The following is a 24490-nucleotide window of genomic DNA, read 5'->3' on the forward strand; positions in this document are numbered from 1 at the left end:
TTAATAATACGGTAACCCATAGTTGTTCTTATATCACATGAAGAATATGAGAAATTTAATCAGCTTGAAGATATGTATTAGGCAATGCAAGCAAAAAAGGCGAGTAAAAGTGGTTTTTTATCAAAGGAAGAGAGTAAGGATTTTTTAAATAAGATATTAAATATCTTTCTTATAGGAAAAAGGAATGATGGAGAAGTTTATAAATTATTTAAAAGAAAAATTAAATAGTTCATAATTATAACTTAACTTTTCTAGTAGGGCTTTTATCTCTTTGAATATCAAGTTTTGTATCGAATAGCGGAGAATCTTGTAAAAAATCAATAAGGGAAGATTCTTGTGAATTTTCTTTATGTATTATACTACATAAACGTTTATTATTATCTAATACTTCTAGATTTATTTCGATTAAAGGCGGAGTAAGTAAATGCTTAATAATTTCAGACCATTCTATTAAAATTAAATTGCCGTTTAATGCCTCTTCAAATCCAAGTTCATAAATTTCTTCAGGTGATTTAAGACGATACAGGTCATAGTGATATATAGTGAAGTTAGATGCTTTATACGTTTGCAGTAAGTTAAAAGTCGGGCTTATAATGCTTGTATTTTCACCGCAAAAATATTTAATAATTTCACGACAAAAAAATGTTTTACCTGCTCCAAGGTCACTGTTAAGTAAAACTATATCATTTGGTTTTAAGCTTTGTGCTAAAAGCTTTGCAAGCTTCTTTGTCTCTTCTTCGCTATTTAGTGTATGCATTTTTTAACCTGATAAATCATTTGTAAATATTGATTCTGAAAAGTGTTGGAACCTATATTCTGCACATTCCAGTTTTCGCTATTTAATATTATTATTTTAGCGTTTAATTTGTCGTATAACCGTGAATTTTGTTCATTACTTAAAACAAGACATTTGTTATTAGATTCTTTAATTAAATCTTCTAGCTTGCTTATATATCGGAGGCTTTTTTGACTTTCGCTATATAATTTTGCAGTTTTATTAGTATTAAGAAAAAAATACTCGCTACTGTCACTTAATAAAATTACGTCTTTTATCGTTGCAAGCTCATTATTTTTAATCTCTTGTAGTTTATTTAATTCTTTAAGTGCTGTTGAAAGGTTATTATTAATATCTTCTTGTAGTTCAGGAAAGTTTTCACTAAATATTCGTGCAAATTCCTGTAGTAAAATCACAGCATTATTAAGATCAAGCCAAATATGCCAATTATCTTTTATAGTGGTTAAAGATTTAATATCACTGATTTTTATAATGTTTTTGCTATGATTATCAATTAATTTCTCGGCAAAACCATCAAATTGTTCATTAATATAAATTGCTATATCAGAATTTTTGACTTTTACTAAATCACTAGGTTTTAAATTATAATGATGTGGGCAGTCACTACTAATAGCTAAGCTCTCGATATCCGCTTTATCCTTAACAAGCATCGAAACAATACTGCCGATTGGCGTAATACTTACAACTATTTTAGGCTTAGCATAGCTAGTAAGGCTGAGGAATGTAAGGAATAGTAATGCTAGGTATGTCATCTCTGCGAAGGCTTGCTTGTGTTGATACCAGATCATCATTGCAAGCGACTGAAAGGAGCGTGGCAATCTCAGGATTTTGGCACGAGATTGCTTCGTCAAAATTTTCAATTTTTCCTCGCAATGAGGGTTTGACATACTAGCTCTCATAATTTCGCCAACAACTCTAATTTACTAGGTTTAAAATCCTGCTCTATCCAAAAATTTTTTAGATATTCTAGTTTTGCTCCTATCTCTTTTTTTTCTATATTCATATTTAACAAGTCATTACCGTTTACTTGGAATTTAGGACGTAATAACACATCATATTTAAGGATAAATTCTTTTACTTGTGAATGATTTAATTTACCAATTATGCTAGCTGCTAATAAATATTCCTTATAATTCTTTTTTTCAAACCAAATTTTTTTCATGTTAAATTTAGCGTCATTCAGAAAGTTCGTTATTGATAATATTTGCATTGCTTCATGTTTTGAGAATTTCCAATCTAGAAAGACCTTTAAATTTAAATCTTTTTGACAATATAATAAGAGTGCATATCGAGTAACTAATTCTAATTTAAAATCATTTGCCTGCTTAAAAATTTTTATTTCATAATTTTGGATAGAGAATATTAGTTCTAATATTCCTATTTCAAACATAGCTTTTAAAATTTGTGCTGCTCTTTTTGAAACAATAATTTTATCCATTTCGCTTTTAATTCGCTCTCGTGATAAAGTTTTTAAGCCGTCTTTTAAAGCTTTACATGCTTTAAAACTGCTATCATCAAGCTGATTCGCATAATAGCTAGAAAACCGAAAAAAGCGTAGAATTCGCAAATAATCTTCTTTAATTCTATCTAGAGTTTTCCCTATAAATACAACCTTTTCCTGCTGCAAATCCTTAAACCCTTCAAAATAATCATATATCTCGTTCTTAAAGGGACAATAGCTTAAAGCATTAATAGTAAAATCTCGTCTTACGGCATCTTCAGCAAAATCGTTTGTGAATATTACTTTGGCATGTCTGCCGTTACATTCAATATCTTTCCTAAGAGTTGTAATCTCAAATTTTTCATTATTTAAAATAGCCGTAATCATGCCGAATTTTAAACCGGTCGGAATAGTTTTTATTTTAGCTTCAGATAAAATATTTGTTACTTCACTAGGTGTCAAATTAGTAGCTATATCTATATCGTAGCTACCTTTCCCAAGTCGATCTCTTGGATAACTTGCTTCTAAAGGTAATTTGTACATCGATCCGGTACTCGAATCCTCACGTACGTTTATGTACATTGCGATTCTATGTTCCGTGTTTCCTTCAAATTCCTCTTTATTAGCTTTGTTATGCAAGAGATCTAGTAACGCATCACGTACGCAGCCGCCTATAAGTCTTGCTTGTCCTTTTTCATTTAAGAGACGTAAGATTTTTCTATATCCTTTTGAGGGGATTTTTAGTATTTTGTGTGTAACTTGCATTACTCGATTTTACCTAAAGTATCGGATAGTTTTTAAAAAGACTTTGATGTCATCAATGTTAAAAACTAGCATTTTTTACTGGATTGCTTCGTCAAAACTTATAGTTTTTCCCCGCAATGACGGATAAACCTATCCACGCAACAATGCCAAGCGGGAATGATATAGAACAAAAACAATCCGGTACTAAGATTTTACCGTATATTCCTTTTTATTGCAAAAGATAAGTATAACAGGGCTTTTTTAACAAAATCTTTATTAATTGTTATTAAGCTCCCGCGGCATTTAGATTTATAATTGAGATTAATATGAATTTCAGCTTTCTCACAATGATTATCTTATTAATGACAATTTTTTGTCCGTAGTTGGTTAAAAAATATTATTCTCTAAAGGTAATACCATACTATCTTTTTGTCCAAACCAATTAGCTCAGTAAGTTCTATTGAAAGCAGGTATTTTATTAGCATGTATTACTAGTTTATTTTCTCTATCTTTAACGCCTACCGCCATATGATTTGCATCAAATATTAATTCCGGCTTTGGGGAGTAGAACATAAATATAAAAGATATTGCCATGATTGCGAGACCAAGCAAACGCCAAGCAGTTTTCCATATACAAATCCAAAAAAGCCGAATAAAAAGAGTAATATGTTGAAATTGGTAATAAACCGAAATACCATACAGCAGCCGGTACACTATTAAAATAGGTGGCTGATTTTATTATTATATCAATAAAGAATCCCATAAGCTTTAGGATATAGTTATCAAACTCGATCATGGTAAAAGGCAGAGATAACAAAGCAAGCAGTATAAGAAAAAATGACGTTATCGGAATGACAATGAGGTTAGCTGGTACTGAGTAAGTAGCAAATATAAAGAATTGATTAATTACTACAGGTGCCGTTATGATGCTTGCTAAGAAGCTTGAATAAATATTTGAGGCTGTATAAAATTTTACTGCTCCAAAAATGCCTTTCTTTTCTTCAAGTAACCATGAATTCTTTAAGTAAAATTCATAACCGGCAACAAGCGATAATACGGCGATAAAAGATAATTGGAAACTTGGATGAAAAATATATTCGGGATCTAACGATAATATTATAAAATATAAAAGTATAAAAGCCGCAATTGCAAGTGAACGAAGGGGAAAGCAAGAGCATCCAATAATACCGTAAGTAAAAATTGCAGCAGTAATAAAAGCTCTAGTCACTGCTATTTTGCATACCACTTAGTTCTATAAATAACCAAAGCTTCCTATTAGCAAACAATAAGCAGAGATTAATTTTATATTGAAATTATATGCAAAATAATTTGAAAAATTTAATAAAAACCTTGTAGTAAGGAAAGTAATCATCACGACTAAAGATAGATGCAATCCTGAAACACAAAGCACGTGTGATATATACTGCTTTGCCTCATATCCTGCATTATTTGCCTGTTTAAACCTTTCGTCTTGCCAAGTAATATTGCAGCTGCAAAATTCCCTTTATCTTTTCCTAGCTTTTCTATTAAATTATTATAAATATAGGAACGCACTCTATAAATAAAACTATTAAAATTTATGTCATTACGTTCTATAATTTGCGGCTCAGACATCGCATAGCCGTTTGCTCCAATATCCGATAGATAAGCGTAAAAACCAAGATCATAACCTCCGGGTAGTATACTATTTTGCGGCTTATAGAGCTTAGCAAACAAAGTAATTCGGTTATTTACCCTAATTTCTTGTATATTTTTTCGGTATACTAATTTTAACTTTTTGTAAGTTACGATTAATTTTTTCTATCTTTATGCGACTTAATACTACTTATCCTCCTATAATAGTTGGTTTTATCGATTCTATTTTACCGCTAATTTTAGTAATGATAGCTTTATAAAGCATTTCGCTATGTAAATTTGTTACACGATATTTAGAGATGAATATGCCAAAAATAAAAGCAATAATCATTCAGTAAGTAAACTGTAAAAATATATTAGAATTTCTAGTAAAGGTTAATATTAAACAAACACAAAAAATGAAAAATTGTTATAAATGAAAGCTCAAAATCAAGCAAAAACTATAATACCGTAAATAAAACTAACAAAATACCAAATATTTAAATTATTATACTCTGTTTCCAAAGTTATTTTAAAATATTGTAATGTTTTCATTAACATCATATCTGTTATATTTTCAATAATTAGAATAAAATTCTCTTGTAATTGTAATTATAAGTTAAATTAACTTATATATTGCTTTTTATTAACTTATTTGTTACAACGTTTAGTTTATGTATACAAAATTTAATTTGAGATATTTGTAATGAATAAGTTAACAGAACAACATTTACTAAAAAGATCAAGATTTTTAAAATATTCTCTGTTTGCCTCTATTTCAGTAGGAGCAATAATAGCAATACCTTTTGAGGGTATAGCGATGAGTAAAGAAGCATTTTGTATCGACCTCAGTAATAAATTGTTAAATAACTCGTCACAATTAAACGGAAACAAAGATACGACAAATACCCCGCAGCAGATAGGAACAGTAATTGTACCGGAACCAGAAATAAACACATATACTCCATCTGAAATAAGAGAAATAAAAATATCTAACAAACCTAAGGCATCTAATCTATTAAAAGATGTTCCTGTAGAGGATCATTATAAAGTGGTAGCGCGTAGTAAGTCTAATGTCGGGAAAGCAAGAAAAGTACGACCAATTACTAAACGCAAAACATTTGTAGGCACTGAAAAAACGGAACAAAGTCAAAATACTTATACTCCTGAATCGACAGAACAAGTGCCTCAAAAATCAGAGATTATAATAACAGCGTCTTCGCCTACTGTTAGCCCAACTTCAAATAGTTTTGTCACTGCACCTAATACATCAAATACTACCCTGACATCACCTGAACATTATACTACGGCACCTGGTAGTACTCCATCATCAATACTGGCGACCCCGTATCAGCCTACTCCAGATTCTAAACCAAATGATAGTTTAGGAGCTAATACACCACCAAACATAAACACACACTCAAAGGTAGCACGAAGATTATCGTTTAGCAGTAGCGACCCGCAACAACAGGCAGCGCAATCTAGCTCACAGGTTAAACCAGAAGTTTCAACGAAGCCGACGTTTGTACCGTTGCCTATAAAAAAAAGCAGTACTGAAATTGCAGTAGGAATGGTAAGTAATATATCACGAATTAATGAGATGATAGGAATCAAGTTAGCTGAAGTAACACAGGCTATTAAAGATACCACAGGTAAAAAAAATAAAAAACCATTGGAGAAGTTGTATACGCAGCTAACTTCAGCACAAAAAACAACAGAAGCACTCAAGTCAAGAGCTGAAGCGATAGAAACAAAAATCAAAATAAGTGAAAATAAAAATAAAATAAAGAAGCTTGAAAAAGAGTTAACAAATAAAAACAATGAAGCAGATAGATTATTTCAGAAAATAGAAAAAATAGATATCCCAGCAAATAAAGTTTCGATAAAATCACAGGAAACAGTTCCGGTTATAATGGCGTCAACCAAAGTTAGTGCGTTTCAAGCACAGCAAGCAAGAATTAATGAGGCTCGGCAAGGTATATTTAATAAAAATAAATCAAGCGGAGATAAAGTAAGAAAAAGTCGTGCTGGAATAGAAAGAGAAAAGAAAAAACAAGAAGCACAAAAACAGTTATCAGAAATAAAGAAACAAGAAAAAGCTATAAAAACGGCAGCAGATAAAGCTAAAGAAGTAGCTGCTAGTGCGAAAAAAGAAACAAGTAGAACGGCATTACGAGCCATGCAAGATGAAATGAATGAATTAAATAAGATAGAGGAAAGTCTAGAGTTATTAACTCCTGTTGTTACCGGTTCTACTTATAAGCAGCCGCAAAAAGCAAAGCCAACCATACCATTAAGTCATGGGGTTCAGAGAATTTTAGGTGAACAACCAGAGGATGAAGAAGGGTACTTAGTGCCAATAAAACTTCAGCAGCAAATGTTGCCGAGTCAAGAAATAGAGGACTCTAAAAGTATGGATTCAGGCTTGGAGAGCTTATCAAGCGGCACTTTAGGTAAAGAAACAGATACAGATGTTGGATTTAATCCAAATGGGGGAAATAGCCATCCTCTGCCGACTGCTAATATGAATAGCTTACTAAAAAATTTAGCTGTAACCCCACCTATAAATGTAGGGTCACTATATAACTCTCCGCAAGCTCAACAATTTCGAGAAGATCATAAAAATATTATAATAAATGCTATAAATTCCATAAGCTCTTCAGGAGTACCTAAGGAATCAATAGATCCAACAATAACCAAATCTTTACCTTATTTAGATAATGATCAATATCAAGAAGTAGTATTAAGGGTTAATAAAGTTCGTGATATAAATACACGCGGTTATTTATTAAATAAACTTAAACAACTAGGAGTATCAGAAGTAAGAGAACTTACAGACGTAGATGCTTCAATATATAATACTGCTCCCCCTGAGGTACTAAAAGAAGCTGAAGCTTTACTTGATAGATCACAAAGTAGACTAAATTTGGTTGATAGTACTATTAAAAAAGGTACACAGCCATTATCTACTATACATGAGTCGGTTAGTTATGAGAATTTAGCATCAGAAGCAATATATAAGACAGAGCAACCTAAGCCATCTATAAGTTACGAGAATACTAGTAAACGAAAATTACCTATACCATTATTCAGAAGTGCCGAGCTTGACAAGAAATTAGAGTATTTGGATTTAGAAGATAAACTATTAAAAGTAGAGGAAGCTAGAATAATTAAGGAAACGCAAGCTATTGCCAAATTGAATCAATATCAAGATCCAGAAAACCTAGAATTTAAGCAGTTAGCTATAGAAGCACGAGACTTATCTTCAAAAGAATCACAATTAAAAGAAAAAAGGCAAGTCATAGAAGCAGCATTTTCTTTAAATGAAGATTCAAGCACAGATGTATCAATATCACGTTCCTATTTAATTGATGATATAAGCAGTGTACTTAGTGATGCAGAATCAAATCTATCTCGTTCACCTTCGGTTAGTGACTTAGAGGATTTAAACAATTCTAATGTTATGAAATTAGGGGAATTAAAATCTAAACATGAAAAAATAGCCAATGATTGTAAAGCTAAGGAATTGGAGTTAGATACTTTAAGTCACGATGATCCAAAATTTAAGAAGTTAAAGCTTGAAGTATTTGAGATATCGAAAGAAAAGATTTGGTTAGAAGGGGAGATAAAGCATCTAGATACTGAATCTAAACCTAAGGTAACTGAGAGTAAGCCGGTATTTTTATGTTCATCTTCAGTTGGTAGCATAAACAGCTTCTCTAATGGTGATGATTTGAGTAGTCGTGATGTAGATACTCTAGCTATAGAAATTGATACCTATATAAGAGTATTAAGCAATAAAATACAAAAAATAGAAGAATTGCCTGACTCAAGTTCTAGAAGTGAGGAACTTAATCATATTAAAGAAGCAATAGCTTATATAAGTAATCGTATACAGGATGTAGAGGAATTAGATGAAAAAATGCTTTTAGCAATAAATGCAAGATTACAAGAACATGATGAAAAAATTTCTTCATTACTTCTAGAGAAGTATACAGGCGAAGAAGCTACAGATATTCTTGCTCAGTCATTGTTACAAGAAATGTTAGTGTCGGATGGTAAATCAGAATCTACCTTACCTGCAGGAGATGAAGAACAAGAAGACACAGAAGTAAGTAGACAATTATCTTCATTACCTGCACTTGCATCAAGTAATGAGTGTGCATTAGCATTAAGTGACGATAGAGAAAAGGAACGTTTAGCATTAGGCAATGGTAGCGAAGATGAAGAAAGTTATGATTCAGGGGTTGAAGAGGAAGAAGAAACAATAGGGCAAGTATCTGATTCCGATGGGGGTAATCTTAAAATAACGGAAGTTGATACAGCTATCCCTCTTGAACAGGAAGCAAAAAAAGAAATGCAAATGCAAATTTTAGAAAACCCACCTACTTTAAATCAAGCGAAAGTTGTTAATACTATTGTAAATAATATGATTCGTAACAGATTAGATGCATCTATGAATATGTCTAATAATACGGTAGCAGTGGGAGCCGGTGATGAAGAAGAGTCTCATGTAAAAAGAGGTTTGTGGATGCGTGGTATGTACGGCACTAATAATCATGGACGCGTTGAGAATATGACCGGCTATAGAGGTACTAACAAAGGTGCCACTATCGGGTTCGATGTTGAAATCGACAATAATATAGTAGGTATAGCTTATAGTAATATTCATTCAGTATTTAAATTTAAAAATAGTAAAAATAATGATAAAGAACTTATTAATAGTCATGTGGTTTCTATTTACGGACAAAAGGAATTACCGAAGAATTTTGCACTACAAGCTTTAGTATCTGCTTCTAAAAACTTTATTAAAGATAAAACAACTTATTCATATGGTGATACTAAAATTAGAAGTAATATAAAACATCGTAATCATAGTTATAATGCGGAAGCATTACTGAATTATAATTATCTTTTGCGGAGCAAGCTCGTTATTACCCCAAATATCGGTTTAAGATACGGGAAGTCACGAGACGGGGTATATAATGAAATCGGTGTTAACGTACAAGAAATAGCTCTTACAATGAAAGAGAATAATATATTGTCTGGAATTGTCGGTACTAAAGTCACAGTACCTTTAAAAGATGCTCTAAAATTTAATGATTTAGGTCTAACATTCCAAGGAGCGGTAGAACATAATTTTAAAGAGAAAACCCAAAGAATAAATAGAGTTGTTAAAATATTTGATAATACATTCAAACATGATTATCTAATACCGAAGCAACCGAAAACATCCTATAATTTAGGAACGGGTATTATAGGCAGTATCAAAAATACTACTGTTTCGTTGGATTATAATTATTATCTAAATAAACATTATAGAAGTCATCAAGGTAGTGTTAAGCTTAAGGTAAACCTATAATTTTTATACTTGCAATATTTGCAAAGGTGTTGTATAAGGCTTCTAACTTACTGTCATACCGTGGTCATAGCCATGACTAATATATCTATATTGCCTACTTTAAAATTAAGGCCCCTTCGTCTAGCGGTTAGGACACCACCCTTTCACGGTGGGAACACGGGTTCAAGTCCCGTAGGGGTCACCATTCTATGTTTTCCTATAATATAAGATCTTAAATAATCTAATTTTAAATTCAGAATAAAAATAATAGTTGAAGATGCGAAGTTTAGTTCAATTAATATTATACAATGCAACTAATAAAATTTTATGAACTATATTTATGAAAGCAGATGTATTTTCTTCAAAAAATCTAGTTAACTATTCTTAAACTATAAGTGACTATCAAACAATTATAGTGTATCTAGAAAACATGCCCCTTCATTTGTTCATTTAGATTTTAGCAATCTACATTTAACGCTTCCGCAGCTAGAGGAAATAGCTGCTAAAATCCAAAATAATAATTTTATCGGTAATGTAAGCTAGGGCAAGATGCCTAATGCTTCTAGTGAGTTTGTATAAAAGATTGAAAGTAAAATTATCTTAAATAATCAAAACTATAAGCACCACCCTACCAACTTTGTCTATGGTTTATTTAGTTTACATGCTTATATGGATTCTACGGAAAATGATATTGTAGAGTTTGCTGTAGAAAAAGAAAATAATGAAAAGGTCAAAACCTGAAATGAACAATTAGAAGACTGGAAAATATTTAACAAGCCTGAAATAGGTAGATATTACGCAGTAGCATATGTAAATGAAAAAGTAAAACAAATGGTGCTTACCTATCCGAGGTACTACATTTGAAAAATTAGATTTGTTTAAAACTAATTCACCGTTTAAAGCTTATTTTAAAAGTATTTTAGGTGGACAGATAGTGTGGCACAGCAAGTGGCCGACGCTACAAAGGAGATTACCAAATATGCTAAAGAGAATAATTATAATTTATCTTTCACAGGTTATTCTTTAGGTGTATGGTTCGCAGAGCTTAGTTTATATTTTGCTCATAGAGATTTTCATTATCCAAAAGCAAAGGCAATCACATTCGATAGCCTGGGTTTAGCTACAGAAAATCTTCAGCCGCAGATATATAGCCATGAAACTACCTTTGACGTAAAAAATTTAAATATAACAACTTAATTTATCAGCTCTGAATTTTGTTAATGTCTGTAATCCGCATATTAATAAAGCATATAGATTATTTCCTAAAATTACTCCAAAGTTTATAGGCAAGATAATAAATATATTAAATAAAACACCGCTAATTAAAAACTATGTTCCCTTGTTAGAAGGCGTATTATCATTATCCGGTTATTTATTTGATCCAATGCTAGATGCTTTTGATCCAAAAAGCGTTAAACCTATAAAGTATGAGGAAGTACTAGATTGGCCTCGCATAGAATATAATCCTAAAGATAATACGCTAATAAATAAGTCACTTGATATTTTTACCTTTAGCAAGCAATCTAATATATAAAAATGCTACTGCAACGACATTTGGAAGCTTCTTAGAGGTAATCGATCAGCTTATAAGTGGTAATATTGCAACCGGACAATTTTTAGAGGTTTATAAGCATTTAGAAAATAATGCCGCACAAGGTTGCCCATTAAAAGAGATCATAACCCCTGATGGAACATTTGAACTTTCTTACAAAGGTCCTTATCGTATAAAAGAAGTAAATTTGTCTGTAGATATAGCAAATATAAATAATAAGGGCAGTAGCAATTGGTATCTAGCACAGTTGAGCAAATTGAGTATAGATAAAAAAGAAATACCAAATTTAATAAAACAACAGTTAAAAGTAATAAAAGAACTATATGAAATAAAACCCCAATATGGCATATTATATATTTACAAACTTACCTAAAGTTAAAGTAGATGACTTAAGAGAGCAAATTTTAAGGTTAATTGAAGTAAGTAGGGAAGCAAAGGAAGTATTAGAAGATGTAATGCTTATTTATACTCTTAGTGAATACAATTAAAGTTACAGAAAATATAATTAGCAATTTACTTCCTTTATCAACTTATAATCTGATTGTCCATAATGAAATTATACAACAAATAGAAGAAACTTTAAACGAAAAACGATTTGTAACAGTTAGTGTTCTCGCTGGAGCCGGTAAAACCGCTCTAGCTATAAAATATGGAGATAGACAAACACAAGCGAAAAAGAAAATAGTATGTTTTATTAACGCAGATTCTGCAGACAAAGTCCTTGAAGCATATAGACAACTTGCTAAAGAATTTTTACTATTTACGTAATAAAAACATAATAAGATTAGTCCATGAGAGGATTGCTAATTTAAATTCAGCTATATTATTTATTTTTGATAATGTTGAAGATCATAAAGATATAGAGCCTTATCTTAACAGTATAATTAATATATTTAATGATAAGGCACAAACGATAATTACTACTAAAAATAATAATTTAAGTGATGATATAGAAAATATTATATTAGAGTTTTTTAGTAAAAAAGAAGCGACATTATATTTAAAAAAATCTCTAAAAAATAGATTAAACAAGAAAGATATTGATAAATTGGTAGAAGACTTTGGTAGTAACGATGCTGCATCCTTATAGGCTATCTAAAGCAGTAGCATATTTAAAAGCAAATAAATTACTTAAAGTAAATGATTACATTAATTATTTTAAAAATAGCAAAGATGATCATATAGAAATCATTTTATTACTACAATTATTAGAAAAGTCACCTTTAGCTTGGCAGATGTTACAATATTCTGCAGATTTAGACCATGATTTTATCAGTATAGAGATTTTCAAAGAATTATTTTTAATAGATGAAGAAAAGCTACAAGAACCTATAAAAACGTTAGAAGCATTATCGATAATGAATCTAACATACCAAAATAGATAAGCTGGCTTACAATTACATAGATTAATGCAATTTATAACAAAGCAATTTTAAATAAATTGCTAGCTAGTGGTTAGTGTAGCTATGTAGCTTTACCCTCATCCTGAGGAAAGTCAGATTTATCCATTAAATTTTTAGCAATGTTGCTTTCTGAAAGTTTAACTGATTGAAAATATTCGGATACAAGTTTTATCACTTCATCACAAAATTCATCTTGTAGCTCTTTACTTACGGTTAATTTTTGGTTTTGCATTAACTGTATAGCATCAGATTTTTTATGCTCTAAAAATTCTTCAATCTCTTTAGTTTTTTTTTGAATGATTTTTGTTGTAACTTCATTACTTTCTTCTATCATTTGAGAGCATAAAGTTTCTAATTTCTTTATTTGTGCGTTGGTGTGTTTAAAGAGCAAAGTAGCATCTTCTTTTAACTTTTCAGCTTTTAGAACTTTTTCTTGGACTTCTAAAATCTTAGCATCTAAAGAATTTAAAATGACTTTTTTTACTGGTCTATAAACTAAATATACAAAAATTACAAAACTAATGGCAAGCCAGAAGCTCTCATCTAGGAAATTCATTATTTTACTTTTATATTTTGTAGTAAATTCATATCTGCTTTAGTACCAGCTATTTTTTCAATAATATTAACTGCAAGCTTTATGATTGCTGCATTTTTATTAGTTCTAAATTGCTTAGCAGCTAAATTTATATCTTCAATGTTTTGATTTATAGCGTTTTTTAAATCTTGCTCTAGATTCTTTTTTTTAATTAAAAATTCTGATTCTAAAGAGTCCATTTTTTCTTTTTTTAGCCTATCTATTTCAGCCTTTGTTTTGTCTATTTCTTCGTTATAATATTTATTTAGCTTTTCTACTTCTATGGTCAATGTATTAGCTTGCGTAATATTATCTTGAATATTTGTCTGTCTATTATTAAAAATTTCTTCAGCTTTTGGAGTTATAAATTTATAAACAAAGATATACAACAAGCCGAAAGTAACGATAAGCCAAAAAATTTGTGAATAATAGGTAGCAATATCAAATTGAGGCATCTTATTTAAAAATGAATTTTAAGAAAAAATAAGTAACATAGCAATTACAAAGGAAAAAAGTCCCATTGCTTCAGCAAGACCTGCACCGATCAGAGCCATTCTTTGTAAGTTTTCTGTAGCCGAAGGGTTTCGTGCTATTGAACTAAGTAGAGAGCTAAATATATTACTAACGCCTAAAGCTGCACCGTATATGCCGATAGCCATAAGTCCTGTACCAATAAATTTTAAAGAAACCATGTCCATAAAAAACCTCACTTTTAATTAATCAAAAAATTTTATCTAATTATCTGTATAATAGGCTTTTTGCACAACGAAGCTAATAAAGAGGAATTTGCAGGAAACACAAAGCACAGAACTGCAGCGTACAAAAAAGTACTTGAGGATTCGAGCATCGGATTGACGTACAAATTACCTTTAGAAGCAAGTTGTGCAAAAAGCCTAGTGTAAATTGATAGCATCATTAAGATAAATACAAGATAAAATAGTAAAAATATAAGCTTGAAGTATTGCAACAAAAATTTCAAACCCAATGAGTATCACCATAAGAGGTATTGGCAGAAATTTCAAGTAAATCATTAATGAAACGGTAAAACCGGCTATTACTTTTAATAAAACATGTCCCGCCATCATATTAGCGGCAAGTCGCAATGATAAACTAACCGGTCTTGCTAAATATGTAAATAATTCAATTACTATCATCAACGGTGCTAACCATAAAGGAGTACCGTGTGGTAAAAAAAGGGTTAAAAAATGTAAGCCGTGTTTTACAAAACCGACTATAGTTACCATTAAAAATACTAGAATTGCCAAGGTAAAAGTAACGATAATATGACTAGTAGTAGTAAAGCTATAAGGTGTCATACCAAGTAAATTACAGAATAAAATGAAAATAAATAAACTAAAAACTAACGGAATCAATTTACGTCCTTTTACTCCTATATTCTGATTTAACATATCAGCTACAAGATTATAAACTATTTCAGCACTCACTTGTAATCTAGAAGGTACTAATTTCCGGTTATAAAAAGCTAAGTAAAAATAAGTTAGAGCTAAGATGCTAGCAAGTAACATATAGATACTCGAATTAGTAAAGCTGACGTCAAAACCGAACATTTTGATGTCTATTAATTTTTTGATATCAAATTGTGCTAAAGGGCTATGAGTCATTTCCTTACTTTTTATTATTTACTTTTTGCCTTATAATATTAAAGCCGGCAATCATTCCTATTATTGTAAATATAATAAGAAATAAAGGTTTAGAATTAAAAAATTTATCCGTAAATATTCCAATTACGATACCTACCATTGTACCTGAAACTAAATCTACAGCGATAGTGAACGGACTAATTTCTTGTCGAATTTTAGGATTAGAAAACTTAGGAGTTTTTAAGTCTTTAATTCTTGCTTTGATATCTTTTAGTTTTTCCGTATTCATTAGTTTATCTCCGTCATTGTAAGAAGACGCCATAGGCGTCGACGAAGCAATCTCAGGATATTTAATGAGATTGCCGCACAGTCTACGACTGCTCGCAATGACAATCTAAATTACAAGCTCATTTCATTTTTTGCTTTTTCTTTCTGCTCCTCTAAAGCTTTATCAACTGCTGTGGAAATAGTATCTATGCTATAACTTCCTGTTTGTACTCCGTTAACGAAGAAAGAAGGAGTACCTATAAATTGGGGTGCTTTTGCTACAAAATTGGTATTAGCAATTAGTATTGCAGTAATTTTATCATTATTTAAACATTGTTTATATTCTTCCGGAGAAATACCGCCAAGTTGTCCTATATCAGTTAATAATTCTCTGTATTTATTGTTATATGCCCACTTATCTTGTTGTCTTAACATGATATTATGAAGTTGTGTAAAGCTATTTGTATCCCCCTTGCAGCGGGCTAAAATTGCAGCATCTAAATCTTGTTTAGTAGCAATAAATTCACGAACCACATATGCAATTTTGTTAGTATCAATATATTTTTTCTTAAGTTCCGGAAAAATTGTTTGATGATAATAAGCACAATGCGGACAGGTAGGAGAAAAATACTCGACTACTATAACATTTGATTTTTTGTTACCGAGAACTATATCATTATCATCAACTTTAAAAGTGACTTTAACAGGTTTTATTGTAGGATTTTTTTGTTCTTGTGAAGCCGGCATTGATACTTCATCAGTCTGATTATTATCATTGGCAGGAACTATTGATTCAGCCGTATTTTTAGAATTTACGGCTTCCTGATTTGTTTCTTTAGAAGTTTCGTTATTTTGTAGAGTTCCGTGCTCTATTATTTGTTTTTCCTCATGGTTCTTATCCTGTGCTTTTTCTTCTGAACAGCTACTCAAAAATAATAAAAATATTAGTACAATAAAAATACTTCGCATGTTTATTCCTTATAACTTATTATATTAATATTATCTACAATAAGATCGTATCAATTTTATTTCAATAAAAATCTCTACTTTATAATAAAAGCAAAATGTGCTATGCTGTAGAAAATAATAGTCTAAACATTAAGTTCTTAAGGCATTAAAACACTACGGAGGAATTAATAATGGCAAATACAACACAATCCGAACAAAAATCCGAGTTTAAAATAGGGCAGAGAATTGTCTATCCTGCACATGGGGTTGGTGAAATAACAAATATAGAATATCATACTATTGCAGGTACTGAAATTAAAGTATATGTAATTTCCTTTTCGCAGGATAAAATGACATTAAAAGTGCCTGTTAGTAGAGCTGCGGTTGTTGGTCTTAGAGCGGTTGTAAGCAGAAAAGATTTAGATGTCATATATTCAACTCTTCAAGGTAAACCAAAACCAGGAAATAGAATGTGGAGTAGAAGAGCCCAAGAATATGAAGGTAAAATTAACTCAGGTAATATTGTATCCATAGCCGAAGTATTACGGGACTTACATAAAAATGTTGATAACGATCGTTCTTACAGTGAAAGAACACTCTACGAATCAGCTTTAAATAGACTTGCAGGCGAGCTTGCTATCCTTGAAAACATCCACCCAACCGAAGCAATTAATAAGTTAGTTGAAGTATTGCGTGAAAAATTAGTAGCATAGTTATATTCGTTTAACTTGAAAAACTGGCTGTGTCGTTTTTGTAAGTCCTCGGGTGCTCACGTATTAAGTGTATACTCCGGTCCTCGGCTTACAGGCTCCTTGCTCTTTTCCAAGTTGAACTTCGTATAGCTACTCTTCATTTACTCGGATTACATTTTTATGGATTGGCTGTAGTCTATGACTACCCGCAATAACGGAAAAGCTGATCTATATAACAAAGCAGACTTGACCACGAACATTTTAATTACTCTACTAACAGATAATTTATCCGGAATTTCTCAAGGGATGTATTAACTACATAGTCAACAAATTCTTTTAATAATTTTGGATCTGTTACTTCCTGTCCTTTATCGTCACGAGCAGTTAAAAGTTTTGAATTAATTTTTTCAAGAATGCCTTTCTTAATATCATCAATATTGTGCGTACCGTCTAACATTTCTAAAATATATTTTTCATGTATTGGTATACCTACCATATCGTTAAGTCTATTAGTGACGCTAAACACGCTAGTTACATTATTAAAATGTGCTTGTTTTGCTTGATGTCTTGCAAATTCGCTAGTTTTAGGTTTTTCGGTGATAGTTGCTATAGCATGAGGTTTGGTCTCAAATATTTTGAGATAACCTTGAAAAATGAATATGATAAAATGCTGTTCTAATGCTGCTAAGAAATCTTGTAATTGATATTTACCAAGCTTTTTAAAAGCTTCTTTTGCTACTTGTTCTAAGCTTATCGGATTGCTAATATTTTCGGCATATACATATAAAATAGCTTTCATGATTGGCGAAGTGGTTGAAATAAAAGGCTCAGGTAAATTTTCGTAATAGAAGCTAACATTTTCCTGTTCGTTAGTTAAATCAACAGCTTTTTCTAGAATTACCGGTTTAATATTAAGGCTAGTAAAAAACTCTTTTAAATTATTAAATTCAATTTTTCTGTTTATAGGTATGTTTTGATGACATAATAATGTTGAGCGGAACTTTCTATTAGTGATAAAATCCATATATTGCTCAGTACGAACAATATCATTAATGGCTTGTAGCTTTTCTGCTGCCTGAGTAGGTAAATTACCGATAAACATTGCAGTAAGCGACGTATCACCTAAGTAATTTAGATGATTTTTTTGAGCTTTTTCTATGAATTGGTGAAAGTATGTACCTGTATTAATTTCGCCTAAATATTCATGTAATACATATGAGTCCGTATATGTAGATAATAATTTTGTTTCATCTCGTAAGAAATTAGAATAAGGCGTTGTGGAGTTTTCTAATGAGTCATTGATGAACTTTAAAAGTAATTTAGCTTGCTGTAATTTATCATGGCTAGTATTAAATAGCTCTGAATGGAACATAATCATTTCACGTATTGTTCCCTGCATATTCCAGCCCGGGAGCGTATTATAGCTTACAAAAGCTATGCCGTTCGGATTTAGCAGTTTATTACAGACTTCGAGTATTTTATTTTGTACTTCTTCAGGTACCCATGAATATACGCCGTGACAAACTATATAATCAAACTTACCGTATGACTCATCAATGTCCAATATAGATAATGCCTTTAGTTCGGTATTTTTTATTTTCAAATCACTGATAATTTTTTTACCTAATTCTATTTGTGTTTTAGATAAGTCAACACCTAGAGATTGTGATTTAGGATATGTTTCAGCAAAGTTAAGCAGATTAACGCCGATTCCACAACCGAGTTCAAGTATTTTAGCAGTTTCAAGAGGGGGAGGGTTTAGTCCGAATAGTTTGCCGATAGTTCTTAAATAAGGTGGGGAGGTATAACTGAAAGTAAATGGAGAATAAGGTACTTCATCATAGGATATTTTATTAGCTTGTTTTGTCATAGTATTTACATAAATTAAAAATTAATTTTAAGCAGTTTCAAAAGATTAAGCAATATATTTATATACAAAAAATTTTTAACTAATGCTCATATAATATGTAAGTGAAGTGTAATTTTATGAAAAATAATAATAGTTATTTTGGTTTTTTAAGAGGTGCAATAAAAATCAAGAAGGATGTTATAAATTTTTCTTGTGAATCTGATTGGGATAGTGCTTTATTGTATGGATCAGAAAATACTCTTGATGTCATTTCTGCGAAAGCAGGAATGACATTATTACACAAACTATAACTTAATCAATTGTGCTTTAGTTGCAAAATTTTCTATTCCCTCTAGATTGGTAGTGGTAACCCATAGTTGTATGGTTAAGCCGATAAAAAATTCGATTAAATATTGACGTCTTTTGTCGTCTAAATGTACAAAGACCTCATCTAAAAGTAAAATCGGTGCTATTTTAGTTAGCTTTATAGCATAATTCATTTCAGCAAGGATTATTGCAATTAATATAGCTTTTTGTTCACCGGTAGAACAGAATTTGGCTAAGATATTTTTCTTTTGATGCTTTACTAAAAAGTCACTTTTATGAACTCCAAAACTAGTGCGACCAAGTAGTTTATCTTTGCTTCTTGTTTGATAAAGTTCTGCAGTAATAAAACTAACAATATTTTCTTTGCCGTTTAATATTTTTTGTTCAACAATGCCATCAATCGATAAATCGGCTTTTGGAAATTCATTTTCAAGGTTATCTATTGCTTGCTGCATAAATTCTAAGGTTTTTAAGCGATTATTAGCAATATGGTTAGAAATATCAGCCATCTTTTCTTCAATAATTTTAAGCCAATTATCATCTCTTATATCTTCTACTAGAATTTTATTTCTCTCATGCATGTAATATTCGTATTTACTAACTAGTTCTGCATGCTTTGGATCAAAATTATAAACTATTCTATCAAGAAATTTTCTTCTAGCACTGCTACCGCTTGTAAAGATTCCTTCCATGTGCGGAGTCAGCCATACCATGCTAGTGAATTTACTTAACTCATTATTGGCTATTTTACTTTCGTTATACTCAGTTATCCTTCTATTAGAACTACGTTTAAATTGGGTGGTAAATTCTGCAAGTCCTAGCTTACTTTGCAATAGAGCTTTAACTAGACAATGATCTTCTGAAGTTTTGCATATATCGGCAAGTTTTGCTGATCTCAGCCCTCTTCCTGGATAAAATAGCGATATAGCTTCTAAAATATTAGTTTTACCGCTACCGTTTTCACCTATTAAAATTATTGGTGTATTATCTGTTTTTAGTTCAAGATTTTTAAAATTACGATAATTTTCAAGACTTAAGGAATGTAGGAAGATATTTTTCATCTTATGAAAGAATAATAGTTAAATTATTAATACGTTGCATTTATACCGTCTAGAAATTGCCATAGTAGTTTTGCTCCTTGATATGCTCATTTTTGTTCTTTTGAACTTAAATTATTAATCAAACTTGCATATTCTTGTGTATGCCATTGATCAACTTTACTCTGAACAATGAAAAATTGTAAAGTTCTGTAATCTGAAATTCCATAAAATTTTTGTAATCCTTGAATTTTAAAGTCAGATCCTTTAGGAGTCTGACGCTCATGAGCATAAGGTGCTCCAAGACCTATAGAAAAAGATTTCTCTGTTAATTTAAAATAACCTTGAACAAGTTTTTGAGTTAAGTTTAATTTAGGTTCTGAAGTGAGTTGGTTTCTTAACATCCAAGTCCTTCAGCAAAACGTTTCCATAGTTCCGGGTGATTTTCTTTACCTTGTTCTTCTTCTATAAGATTACCAAGTAATATTTGTTTAGCTTGTATATCACTACACTTGGAATGTATTGCACTTCTATAACGTGGGAAAGCTGTAACGTGATAATAATATTCTTTTGTGTAAATTTGTAAAGTAGAATGAGCAAGTTTTCCCATATTCCATAATTGATAAAATGGATGATTTAAGAGGTTATATTGCTCTTTTTATATTAAGCTGTTATAAAAATTTTATCTTACCTCCTTTTAGAGGTTATCAGTAAAAGGTTTTTTGTCCCATGACTATAATATTATTTTTACCGTCTGATAAAAATATTTAAACTCCTTAGTATAAGACCAAGGCATCTCACATAATTTAATGCATTTAACTATACATATTTAATCATATGGTCTGCTACAAAAAGTCTTTGATGTAACATTATGCACTTGTAAATAATCAACTACGTTTTCCATTAAATATTTTGATATTGCTATTGTTTCTAAGTCTATTTCCGATGCTTTGGAATTATAAAAAGCAGAAATATAAGATTTTCGTGAGTGTCCTATCAATATCTCACCTCCTAGATTTTTAAATTCTTTAATATGTTGTAATATATATAAATTTTGATAAATGGATTTTCCAAAACCAATTTCAGGATCAAGCATGATATTTTGTCTATCAAATCCACATTTTTCTAATTTTGTTATTTCTTGCTCTGTCCATATATTTAAGCTAGCAAGCGGAGATTTATCGAAATCAAGACATTTTTGTTTTTGCAGTGGAACGGTTAATGAATGCATAGTAATAATTTTACAATTATAATCGGCAATTAATTGTAATGTATAACCATCTAGATTATTTTTAACCAAGTTGATACAGGAAATAGGGTATTTTTTTAAATACGTTTAATTACTTCAGGAGTAAAACTATCAATACTGACTATAACTTCCTTAAGCTCTTCAAGAACATTATTAAGTCTTGCATATTCTTCATCTTCATTAATAATTAAAGCAGAAGGACGTGTTGATTGTGATTCAAACTTAATTATTGTAGTCCCTTCATTTATCAAGCATACAAAATTTCTAACGGCATCTTCTTTATAAAAACTCAATCCTCCATCAGAAAAAGAATCAGGAGTAATGTTTAAAATACCGACAAATTGAGGATTTAAAACAAGAGAGTGTATAACTCCTTGATTTTCAATTAAATGTGCTATTTCTGCAAAGATTTTATTGTTGTAAAAATTATTGATCGGACATGAATCACGACATTCCAAGCTTAAACCTGCAATTAGATGAATAAGAAACGGTCTGTTTAATAATTCAGGATGCGGTATCTTTAAATCAGGTAAATCTATATGGCAATTATTCCAAAGTAGGATATCTAAGTCAATAACTCTTGGAGACCATTTATCGTAAGAGTTTGCTCGACCTAGTTGTTTTTCAATCTTTTTAAGCTCAATTAGAAGTGTACTAGGCGTTAAAGTACTTTTGCCCTGTACCACCATATTTAAATATGATTTATCCCAAGCTTTATCTGCATTAGGTGGTAGAATAGCTTGCTTAAGCAATATAAAATCACAACTTTTTAGTAAATATTTAGATCTTTTTTAATATTTAAAAGTCTATTACCTAAATTACTGTCTATAGAAATATAAATCATAGTGTCTCCTTTCTTGAATAAAAAGAAACTCTGCCATGCACTCCTGAAATCGGTGATTTTAATTTAGTAACGGTTACGTTTAGAAAAATCTTTTCTAATTTAGATTCGATAAAATTTTGATAAAGAATATCATATATTTGTGCAGCTAAGTATACTCGATAAGATTAAAGTGATTTTCTTGAGAAAGTTTTTGTACTAGCCGTACGATTTCTGCATAACAAACAGTATCGTTTATATTATCCGTTACAGTAGCAAGGGGAGGAGTTGAGAGAAAAAGTTTTATGTTAATTTTTACAGGTTGAGCGTGGTGTTTTTCTTGAGTACTGTAGCCAAGGTGTACCCAAATTATTAGTTCCGAAATATTAAGTTTACATGAAAGTTGAAAGTTTGATACCTATCATAATATTAATGTTAGTTTAGTATAAGCTCTTTATAAAAAGGTACAATAGTTAAATTGATATGCCGCCACGTTTTTTAAAGTCGGCATGAGCTCTTTCAAGTTTTTTAATAAGTCTAGGTGAATATGATTTAATGTTTTTTTCCTTGCCACCTTCATATTTTTTAGCGAGTTTCATGCCCCCTTTGATCATATTATAGGCGAAGTTCATTAACTTCGTTTCGCCTGCTATTCTTTTTGGGTTCATAAACATATAAATTTGGTAAACGGCAAAGCTTTTTAATAAACGTTTTAAGTCTATCCTAGCTTGTTGAGTTAAACCTTGTAATTTGTCTTTTGGGTTTGCAAGGTTTTTATTAGCATCTCTAACTATTTTAGAATGCTGATGCATTAAATAATTACTGACTTCGGCAACATTCTTGTTAATGAGCTTCTCATCTATTGTAAGCATTTTAAGCTTTAAGTTTTTAGTTTTACCTAAATACTTACGGATTAATAAGATAATCCGACTTTGCAGTTGAGTTAAATCCATAGTTTGTTCATTTAAGATAGCAAGCATTCGTTCCATCTCATACTCAAATTCTTCATTTTGGCTTAATTCTTCAAAAATTTCCTCTACCTCTTTACTTTCAAGTACAAGATCGTCACTAATACCCATTAATGCATCTTTTATTTGATCAGCAATTTTTTTGGTATCTTCGGAAAATTGATTATTTGTCATAATCTAATTCATCGTTAAATATAGCTATTTTTATACTAGCACCACATTTCTGCTTGTCTATAAAAATTGTATTAAGAGATGTTAGATTTTTCTCATTGAGGATACTCTGAGGAATTATAACAGGCACCTAACATATTGCTAGAATCTTCATTATTATCATAATATGGTCTAAATGAAGAATTAAGGTTTAAATCATCGAACTTAAGTAAAGGTTCTTTAAAGTATGAATCATGTGACCGGCTTGTTGTAATATTCATATAATCAGTTTCTAGTTTTTCTTCTTTAAATTTTTCTGCTAAATTTTTATATTTTTCAGTTTTTTGTATAAATTTGAGTTGACTACACGGTGAAGAAATTATTGATGTTAACTCTTTAGACAAATAATATTCCATAAAGTTTAGGTCTGCCTTGTTCTTCTATGAGAGCTTTCGTATTAAGACAAAATACTTTTAGTGAAGTTTGCAGACTTCTGATATATCTAGATTATATTGGTTATAAAAATCACCTTGGCTTGAATATAATTCAATTATTTCTGATGCTAATTTAGCTATATTTTGCGGATTCTTTTGCTGTATTTTCTTTTTTAGTGCTGATTCTTTGAGATATAATAATTTATTAAAAGCTTCTTTTGCATAAGATGTATGAGTAGTATTTTTAAAATATTCTAAAGCTTTTACATAATTTCTGCTCTTAAATCAATTCTCCCAAGTTTTATATTTACTTCTTCAGAACCAAGGTTAGCAGCGTTTTCATACAATCCTATTGAGTCTTTAGATAGTTTTGTTGAGCCATTATTAGGTGTACAGATTTGTGCTTGTTGACAATAAATTTCTGCTAATTGATGTTTATATAAGTTTTCGTTTTTATAACAATCATTAATAGATTTATGAGTTTCTTTTAGTAATTTTTCTAATAAATTATAAATAGGTAGCGCTTGATCAGGTAACACACAGGCTGATAAAAGCTTATCATATATTACTTTATCAAGATTTTGAGATATTTCTGTAATAGATTTAGAGACGGTAATATACTTAAGAGATTTAGCTTCTTGCTTGCTGACTGAGCCTATTAGTTTTTCTAAATTACTAATGCT

General features: G+C 30.6%; 30 protein-coding genes, 1 tRNA gene and 3 pseudogenes. 11 read left to right on the forward strand and 23 right to left on the reverse strand.

What is annotated here, in order from left to right; translation table 11 throughout:
• Positions 1-235 precede the first annotated feature (235 nt).
• The 6 genes and pseudogenes from tsaE to QUD19_RS02295 all read right to left on the reverse strand — a co-directional run bounded on the left by tsaE (position 236) and on the right by QUD19_RS02295 (position 4947).
• Complete coding sequence (gene tsaE / locus QUD19_RS02270) at positions 236-757, reverse strand: tRNA (adenosine(37)-N6)-threonylcarbamoyltransferase complex ATPase subunit type 1 TsaE (RefSeq protein WP_498808450.1); 522 nt, start codon at positions 755-757, stop codon at positions 236-238.
• The gene (locus QUD19_RS02275; RefSeq protein ID WP_498808451.1) at positions 745-1695 is read right to left on the reverse strand and encodes a metal ABC transporter solute-binding protein, Zn/Mn family; all 951 of its coding nucleotides are present in this window, start codon (positions 1693-1695) and stop codon (positions 745-747) included. Before QUD19_RS02275 ends, tsaE begins: the two co-directional genes overlap by 13 nt.
• Positions 1692-3002 (reverse strand): palindromic element RPE1 domain-containing protein, encoded by a 1311-nt coding sequence (locus QUD19_RS02280; RefSeq protein WP_498808453.1) that lies wholly within the window; start codon positions 3000-3002, stop codon positions 1692-1694. The genes QUD19_RS02275 and QUD19_RS02280 overlap by 4 nt, the downstream gene beginning before the upstream one ends.
• Before the next feature lie 517 nt (positions 3003-3519).
• Positions 3520-4353, reverse strand: a pseudogene (locus QUD19_RS02285) (ComEC/Rec2 family competence protein).
• A gap of 5 nt (positions 4354-4358) precedes the next feature.
• Positions 4359-4697, reverse strand: a complete 339-nt coding sequence (locus tag QUD19_RS02290) for a hypothetical protein (RefSeq protein WP_498808454.1) — start codon at positions 4695-4697, stop codon at positions 4359-4361.
• Between the two features lie 109 nt (positions 4698-4806).
• Complete coding sequence (locus QUD19_RS02295) at positions 4807-4947, reverse strand: hypothetical protein (protein ID WP_016769795.1); 141 nt, start codon at positions 4945-4947, stop codon at positions 4807-4809.
• A gap of 354 nt (positions 4948-5301) precedes the next feature.
• On the opposite strand from QUD19_RS02295, the gene QUD19_RS02300 reads away from it, so the two are divergent.
• From QUD19_RS02300 to QUD19_RS02340, 9 genes are all read left to right on the forward strand, one after another.
• The gene (locus QUD19_RS02300) at positions 5302-9957 is read left to right on the forward strand and encodes an autotransporter domain-containing protein (protein WP_498808456.1); all 4656 of its coding nucleotides are present in this window, start codon (positions 5302-5304) and stop codon (positions 9955-9957) included.
• Positions 9958-10066: 109 nt separating this feature from the next.
• Positions 10067-10141, forward strand: a tRNA-Glu gene (locus QUD19_RS02305).
• A gap of 731 nt (positions 10142-10872) precedes the next feature.
• On the forward strand, positions 10873-11133 hold the full coding sequence (locus QUD19_RS02310; RefSeq protein WP_498808457.1) for a lipase family protein: 261 nt from the start codon (positions 10873-10875) through the stop codon (positions 11131-11133).
• Positions 11134-11275: 142 nt separating this feature from the next.
• The gene (locus QUD19_RS02315) at positions 11276-11470 is read left to right on the forward strand and encodes a hypothetical protein (protein ID WP_498808458.1); all 195 of its coding nucleotides are present in this window, start codon (positions 11276-11278) and stop codon (positions 11468-11470) included.
• Positions 11433-11861 (forward strand): hypothetical protein, encoded by a 429-nt coding sequence (locus QUD19_RS02320; protein ID WP_498808459.1) that lies wholly within the window; start codon positions 11433-11435, stop codon positions 11859-11861. The genes QUD19_RS02315 and QUD19_RS02320 overlap by 38 nt, the downstream gene beginning before the upstream one ends.
• A complete protein-coding gene (locus QUD19_RS02325; RefSeq protein WP_498808460.1) occupies positions 11830-11976 on the forward strand; it encodes a hypothetical protein in 147 nt (48 codons plus the stop codon). The genes QUD19_RS02320 and QUD19_RS02325 overlap by 32 nt, the downstream gene beginning before the upstream one ends.
• Entirely contained in the window at positions 11963-12256 is a 294-nt protein-coding gene (locus QUD19_RS02330) for a hypothetical protein (protein ID WP_498808461.1), read from the forward strand. The genes QUD19_RS02325 and QUD19_RS02330 overlap by 14 nt, the downstream gene beginning before the upstream one ends.
• Positions 12228-12578: a hypothetical protein gene (locus QUD19_RS02335; RefSeq protein ID WP_498808462.1), complete on the forward strand. Its 351-nt coding sequence runs from the start codon at positions 12228-12230 to the stop codon at positions 12576-12578. The genes QUD19_RS02330 and QUD19_RS02335 overlap by 29 nt, the downstream gene beginning before the upstream one ends.
• Positions 12562-12873, forward strand: a complete 312-nt coding sequence (locus QUD19_RS02340) for a hypothetical protein (protein ID WP_498808463.1) — start codon at positions 12562-12564, stop codon at positions 12871-12873. The genes QUD19_RS02335 and QUD19_RS02340 overlap by 17 nt, the downstream gene beginning before the upstream one ends.
• Before the next feature lie 79 nt (positions 12874-12952).
• Here the strand turns inward: QUD19_RS02340 and QUD19_RS02345 are convergent, their stop codons facing one another.
• From QUD19_RS02345 to QUD19_RS02370, 6 genes are all read right to left on the reverse strand, one after another.
• A complete protein-coding gene (locus QUD19_RS02345) occupies positions 12953-13447 on the reverse strand; it encodes a F0F1 ATP synthase subunit B (protein ID WP_498808464.1) in 495 nt (164 codons plus the stop codon).
• Positions 13447-13920: a F0F1 ATP synthase subunit B family protein gene (locus tag QUD19_RS02350; RefSeq protein ID WP_498808465.1), complete on the reverse strand. Its 474-nt coding sequence runs from the start codon at positions 13918-13920 to the stop codon at positions 13447-13449. The genes QUD19_RS02345 and QUD19_RS02350 overlap by 1 nt, the downstream gene beginning before the upstream one ends.
• A gap of 18 nt (positions 13921-13938) precedes the next feature.
• On the reverse strand, positions 13939-14163 hold the full coding sequence (locus tag QUD19_RS02355) for a F0F1 ATP synthase subunit C (protein ID WP_498808466.1): 225 nt from the start codon (positions 14161-14163) through the stop codon (positions 13939-13941).
• Between the two features lie 195 nt (positions 14164-14358).
• Positions 14359-15087 carry a F0F1 ATP synthase subunit A gene (locus QUD19_RS02360; protein ID WP_498808467.1) on the reverse strand — a complete coding sequence of 243 codons (729 nt, stop codon included), beginning with the start codon at positions 15085-15087 and terminating at the stop codon, positions 14359-14361.
• Between the two features lie 4 nt (positions 15088-15091).
• A complete protein-coding gene (locus QUD19_RS02365; protein WP_498808468.1) occupies positions 15092-15355 on the reverse strand; it encodes an AtpZ/AtpI family protein in 264 nt (87 codons plus the stop codon).
• 110 nt (positions 15356-15465) lie between these two features.
• On the reverse strand, positions 15466-16302 hold the full coding sequence (locus tag QUD19_RS02370; RefSeq protein WP_498808469.1) for a DsbA family protein: 837 nt from the start codon (positions 16300-16302) through the stop codon (positions 15466-15468).
• A 170-nt stretch (positions 16303-16472) separates the two neighbouring features.
• On the opposite strand from QUD19_RS02370, the gene QUD19_RS02375 reads away from it, so the two are divergent.
• Positions 16473-16994, forward strand: coding sequence for a CarD family transcriptional regulator (locus QUD19_RS02375; protein ID WP_498808470.1), 522 nt, complete (start codon positions 16473-16475; stop codon positions 16992-16994).
• A gap of 244 nt (positions 16995-17238) precedes the next feature.
• On the opposite strand, the gene QUD19_RS02380 is transcribed toward QUD19_RS02375, so the two are convergent.
• Complete coding sequence (locus QUD19_RS02380) at positions 17239-18843, reverse strand: methyltransferase regulatory domain-containing protein (RefSeq protein ID WP_498808471.1); 1605 nt, start codon at positions 18841-18843, stop codon at positions 17239-17241.
• Positions 18844-18959: 116 nt separating this feature from the next.
• Here QUD19_RS02380 and QUD19_RS02385 point away from each other — a divergent pair, with 116 nt between their 5' ends.
• A complete protein-coding gene (locus QUD19_RS02385; protein WP_498808472.1) occupies positions 18960-19133 on the forward strand; it encodes a hypothetical protein in 174 nt (57 codons plus the stop codon).
• Here QUD19_RS02385 and recF read toward each other — a convergent pair.
• From recF to QUD19_RS02435, 10 genes and pseudogenes are all read right to left on the reverse strand, one after another.
• Positions 19128-20210, reverse strand: coding sequence for a DNA replication/repair protein RecF (gene recF, locus QUD19_RS02390; RefSeq protein WP_498808473.1), 1083 nt, complete (start codon positions 20208-20210; stop codon positions 19128-19130). The two genes, QUD19_RS02385 and recF, sit on opposite strands and share 6 nt — an antisense overlap.
• A gap of 89 nt (positions 20211-20299) precedes the next feature.
• Positions 20300-20538, reverse strand: a pseudogene (locus QUD19_RS02395) (iron-containing redox enzyme family protein); the annotation flags it as partial.
• Positions 20539-20583: 45 nt separating this feature from the next.
• Positions 20584-20796 carry a thiaminase II/PqqC family protein gene (locus QUD19_RS02400; protein ID WP_498808474.1) on the reverse strand — a complete coding sequence of 71 codons (213 nt, stop codon included), beginning with the start codon at positions 20794-20796 and terminating at the stop codon, positions 20584-20586.
• 103 nt (positions 20797-20899) lie between these two features.
• Positions 20900-20985: pseudogene (locus tag QUD19_RS02405) on the reverse strand (dihydrofolate reductase); the annotation flags it as partial.
• A gap of 30 nt (positions 20986-21015) precedes the next feature.
• Positions 21016-21486, reverse strand: a complete 471-nt coding sequence (locus QUD19_RS02410; RefSeq protein WP_498808476.1) for a dihydropteroate synthase — start codon at positions 21484-21486, stop codon at positions 21016-21018.
• A gap of 26 nt (positions 21487-21512) precedes the next feature.
• Positions 21513-22187: a 2-amino-4-hydroxy-6-hydroxymethyldihydropteridine diphosphokinase gene (gene folK / locus QUD19_RS02415; RefSeq protein WP_498808477.1), complete on the reverse strand. Its 675-nt coding sequence runs from the start codon at positions 22185-22187 to the stop codon at positions 21513-21515.
• Positions 22188-22424: 237 nt separating this feature from the next.
• Complete coding sequence (locus QUD19_RS02420) at positions 22425-22640, reverse strand: dihydroneopterin aldolase (RefSeq protein ID WP_498808658.1); 216 nt, start codon at positions 22638-22640, stop codon at positions 22425-22427.
• 88 nt (positions 22641-22728) lie between these two features.
• Positions 22729-23397: a DUF5394 family protein gene (locus QUD19_RS02425; RefSeq protein ID WP_498808478.1), complete on the reverse strand. Its 669-nt coding sequence runs from the start codon at positions 23395-23397 to the stop codon at positions 22729-22731.
• A gap of 92 nt (positions 23398-23489) precedes the next feature.
• A complete protein-coding gene (locus QUD19_RS02430; RefSeq protein ID WP_498808480.1) occupies positions 23490-23789 on the reverse strand; it encodes a hypothetical protein in 300 nt (99 codons plus the stop codon).
• A gap of 281 nt (positions 23790-24070) precedes the next feature.
• A complete protein-coding gene (locus tag QUD19_RS02435) occupies positions 24071-24346 on the reverse strand; it encodes a hypothetical protein (RefSeq protein ID WP_498808481.1) in 276 nt (91 codons plus the stop codon).
• Positions 24347-24490 lie beyond the last annotated feature (144 nt).

Source organism: Candidatus Rickettsia kotlanii, from assembly GCA_030295365.1.
GTDB classification, from domain to species: Bacteria; Pseudomonadota; Alphaproteobacteria; order Rickettsiales; family Rickettsiaceae; genus Rickettsia; species Rickettsia kotlanii.

Bases quoted from the DNA above. Each gene is read 5' to 3' on its own strand.
- tsaE (WP_498808450.1), bottom strand. From the start codon at position 757: ATGCATACACTAAATAGCGAAGAAGAGACAAAGAAGCTTGCAAAGCTT.
- QUD19_RS02360 (WP_498808467.1), bottom strand. From the start codon at position 15,087: ATGACTCATAGCCCTTTAGCACAATTTGATATCAAAAAATTAATAGAC.
- QUD19_RS02375 (WP_498808470.1), top strand. From the start codon at position 16,473: ATGGCAAATACAACACAATCCGAACAAAAATCCGAGTTTAAAATAGGG.
- QUD19_RS02400 (WP_498808474.1), bottom strand. From the start codon at position 20,796: ATGGGAAAACTTGCTCATTCTACTTTACAAATTTACACAAAAGAATAT.
- QUD19_RS02380 (WP_498808471.1), bottom strand. From the start codon at position 18,843: ATGACAAAACAAGCTAATAAAATATCCTATGATGAAGTACCTTATTCT.
- recF (WP_498808473.1), bottom strand. From the start codon at position 20,210: ATGAAAAATATCTTCCTACATTCCTTAAGTCTTGAAAATTATCGTAAT.
- QUD19_RS02355 (WP_498808466.1), bottom strand. From the start codon at position 14,163: ATGGACATGGTTTCTTTAAAATTTATTGGTACAGGACTTATGGCTATC.
- QUD19_RS02300 (WP_498808456.1), top strand. From the start codon at position 5,302: ATGAATAAGTTAACAGAACAACATTTACTAAAAAGATCAAGATTTTTA.
- QUD19_RS02280 (WP_498808453.1), bottom strand. From the start codon at position 3,002: ATGCAAGTTACACACAAAATACTAAAAATCCCCTCAAAAGGATATAGA.
- QUD19_RS02340 (WP_498808463.1), top strand. From the start codon at position 12,562: ATGCTGCATCCTTATAGGCTATCTAAAGCAGTAGCATATTTAAAAGCA.
- QUD19_RS02325 (WP_498808460.1), top strand. From the start codon at position 11,830: ATGGCATATTATATATTTACAAACTTACCTAAAGTTAAAGTAGATGAC.
- QUD19_RS02295 (WP_016769795.1), bottom strand. From the start codon at position 4,947: ATGATTATTGCTTTTATTTTTGGCATATTCATCTCTAAATATCGTGTA.
- QUD19_RS02425 (WP_498808478.1), bottom strand. From the start codon at position 23,397: ATGACAAATAATCAATTTTCCGAAGATACCAAAAAAATTGCTGATCAA.
- QUD19_RS02350 (WP_498808465.1), bottom strand. From the start codon at position 13,920: ATGCCTCAATTTGATATTGCTACCTATTATTCACAAATTTTTTGGCTT.
- QUD19_RS02430 (WP_498808480.1), bottom strand. From the start codon at position 23,789: ATGGAATATTATTTGTCTAAAGAGTTAACATCAATAATTTCTTCACCG.
- QUD19_RS02385 (WP_498808472.1), top strand. From the start codon at position 18,960: ATGAAAAATAATAATAGTTATTTTGGTTTTTTAAGAGGTGCAATAAAA.
- QUD19_RS02365 (WP_498808468.1), bottom strand. From the start codon at position 15,355: ATGAATACGGAAAAACTAAAAGATATCAAAGCAAGAATTAAAGACTTA.
- QUD19_RS02345 (WP_498808464.1), bottom strand. From the start codon at position 13,447: ATGAATTTCCTAGATGAGAGCTTCTGGCTTGCCATTAGTTTTGTAATT.
- QUD19_RS02370 (WP_498808469.1), bottom strand. From the start codon at position 16,302: ATGCGAAGTATTTTTATTGTACTAATATTTTTATTATTTTTGAGTAGC.
- QUD19_RS02275 (WP_498808451.1), bottom strand. From the start codon at position 1,695: ATGAGAGCTAGTATGTCAAACCCTCATTGCGAGGAAAAATTGAAAATT.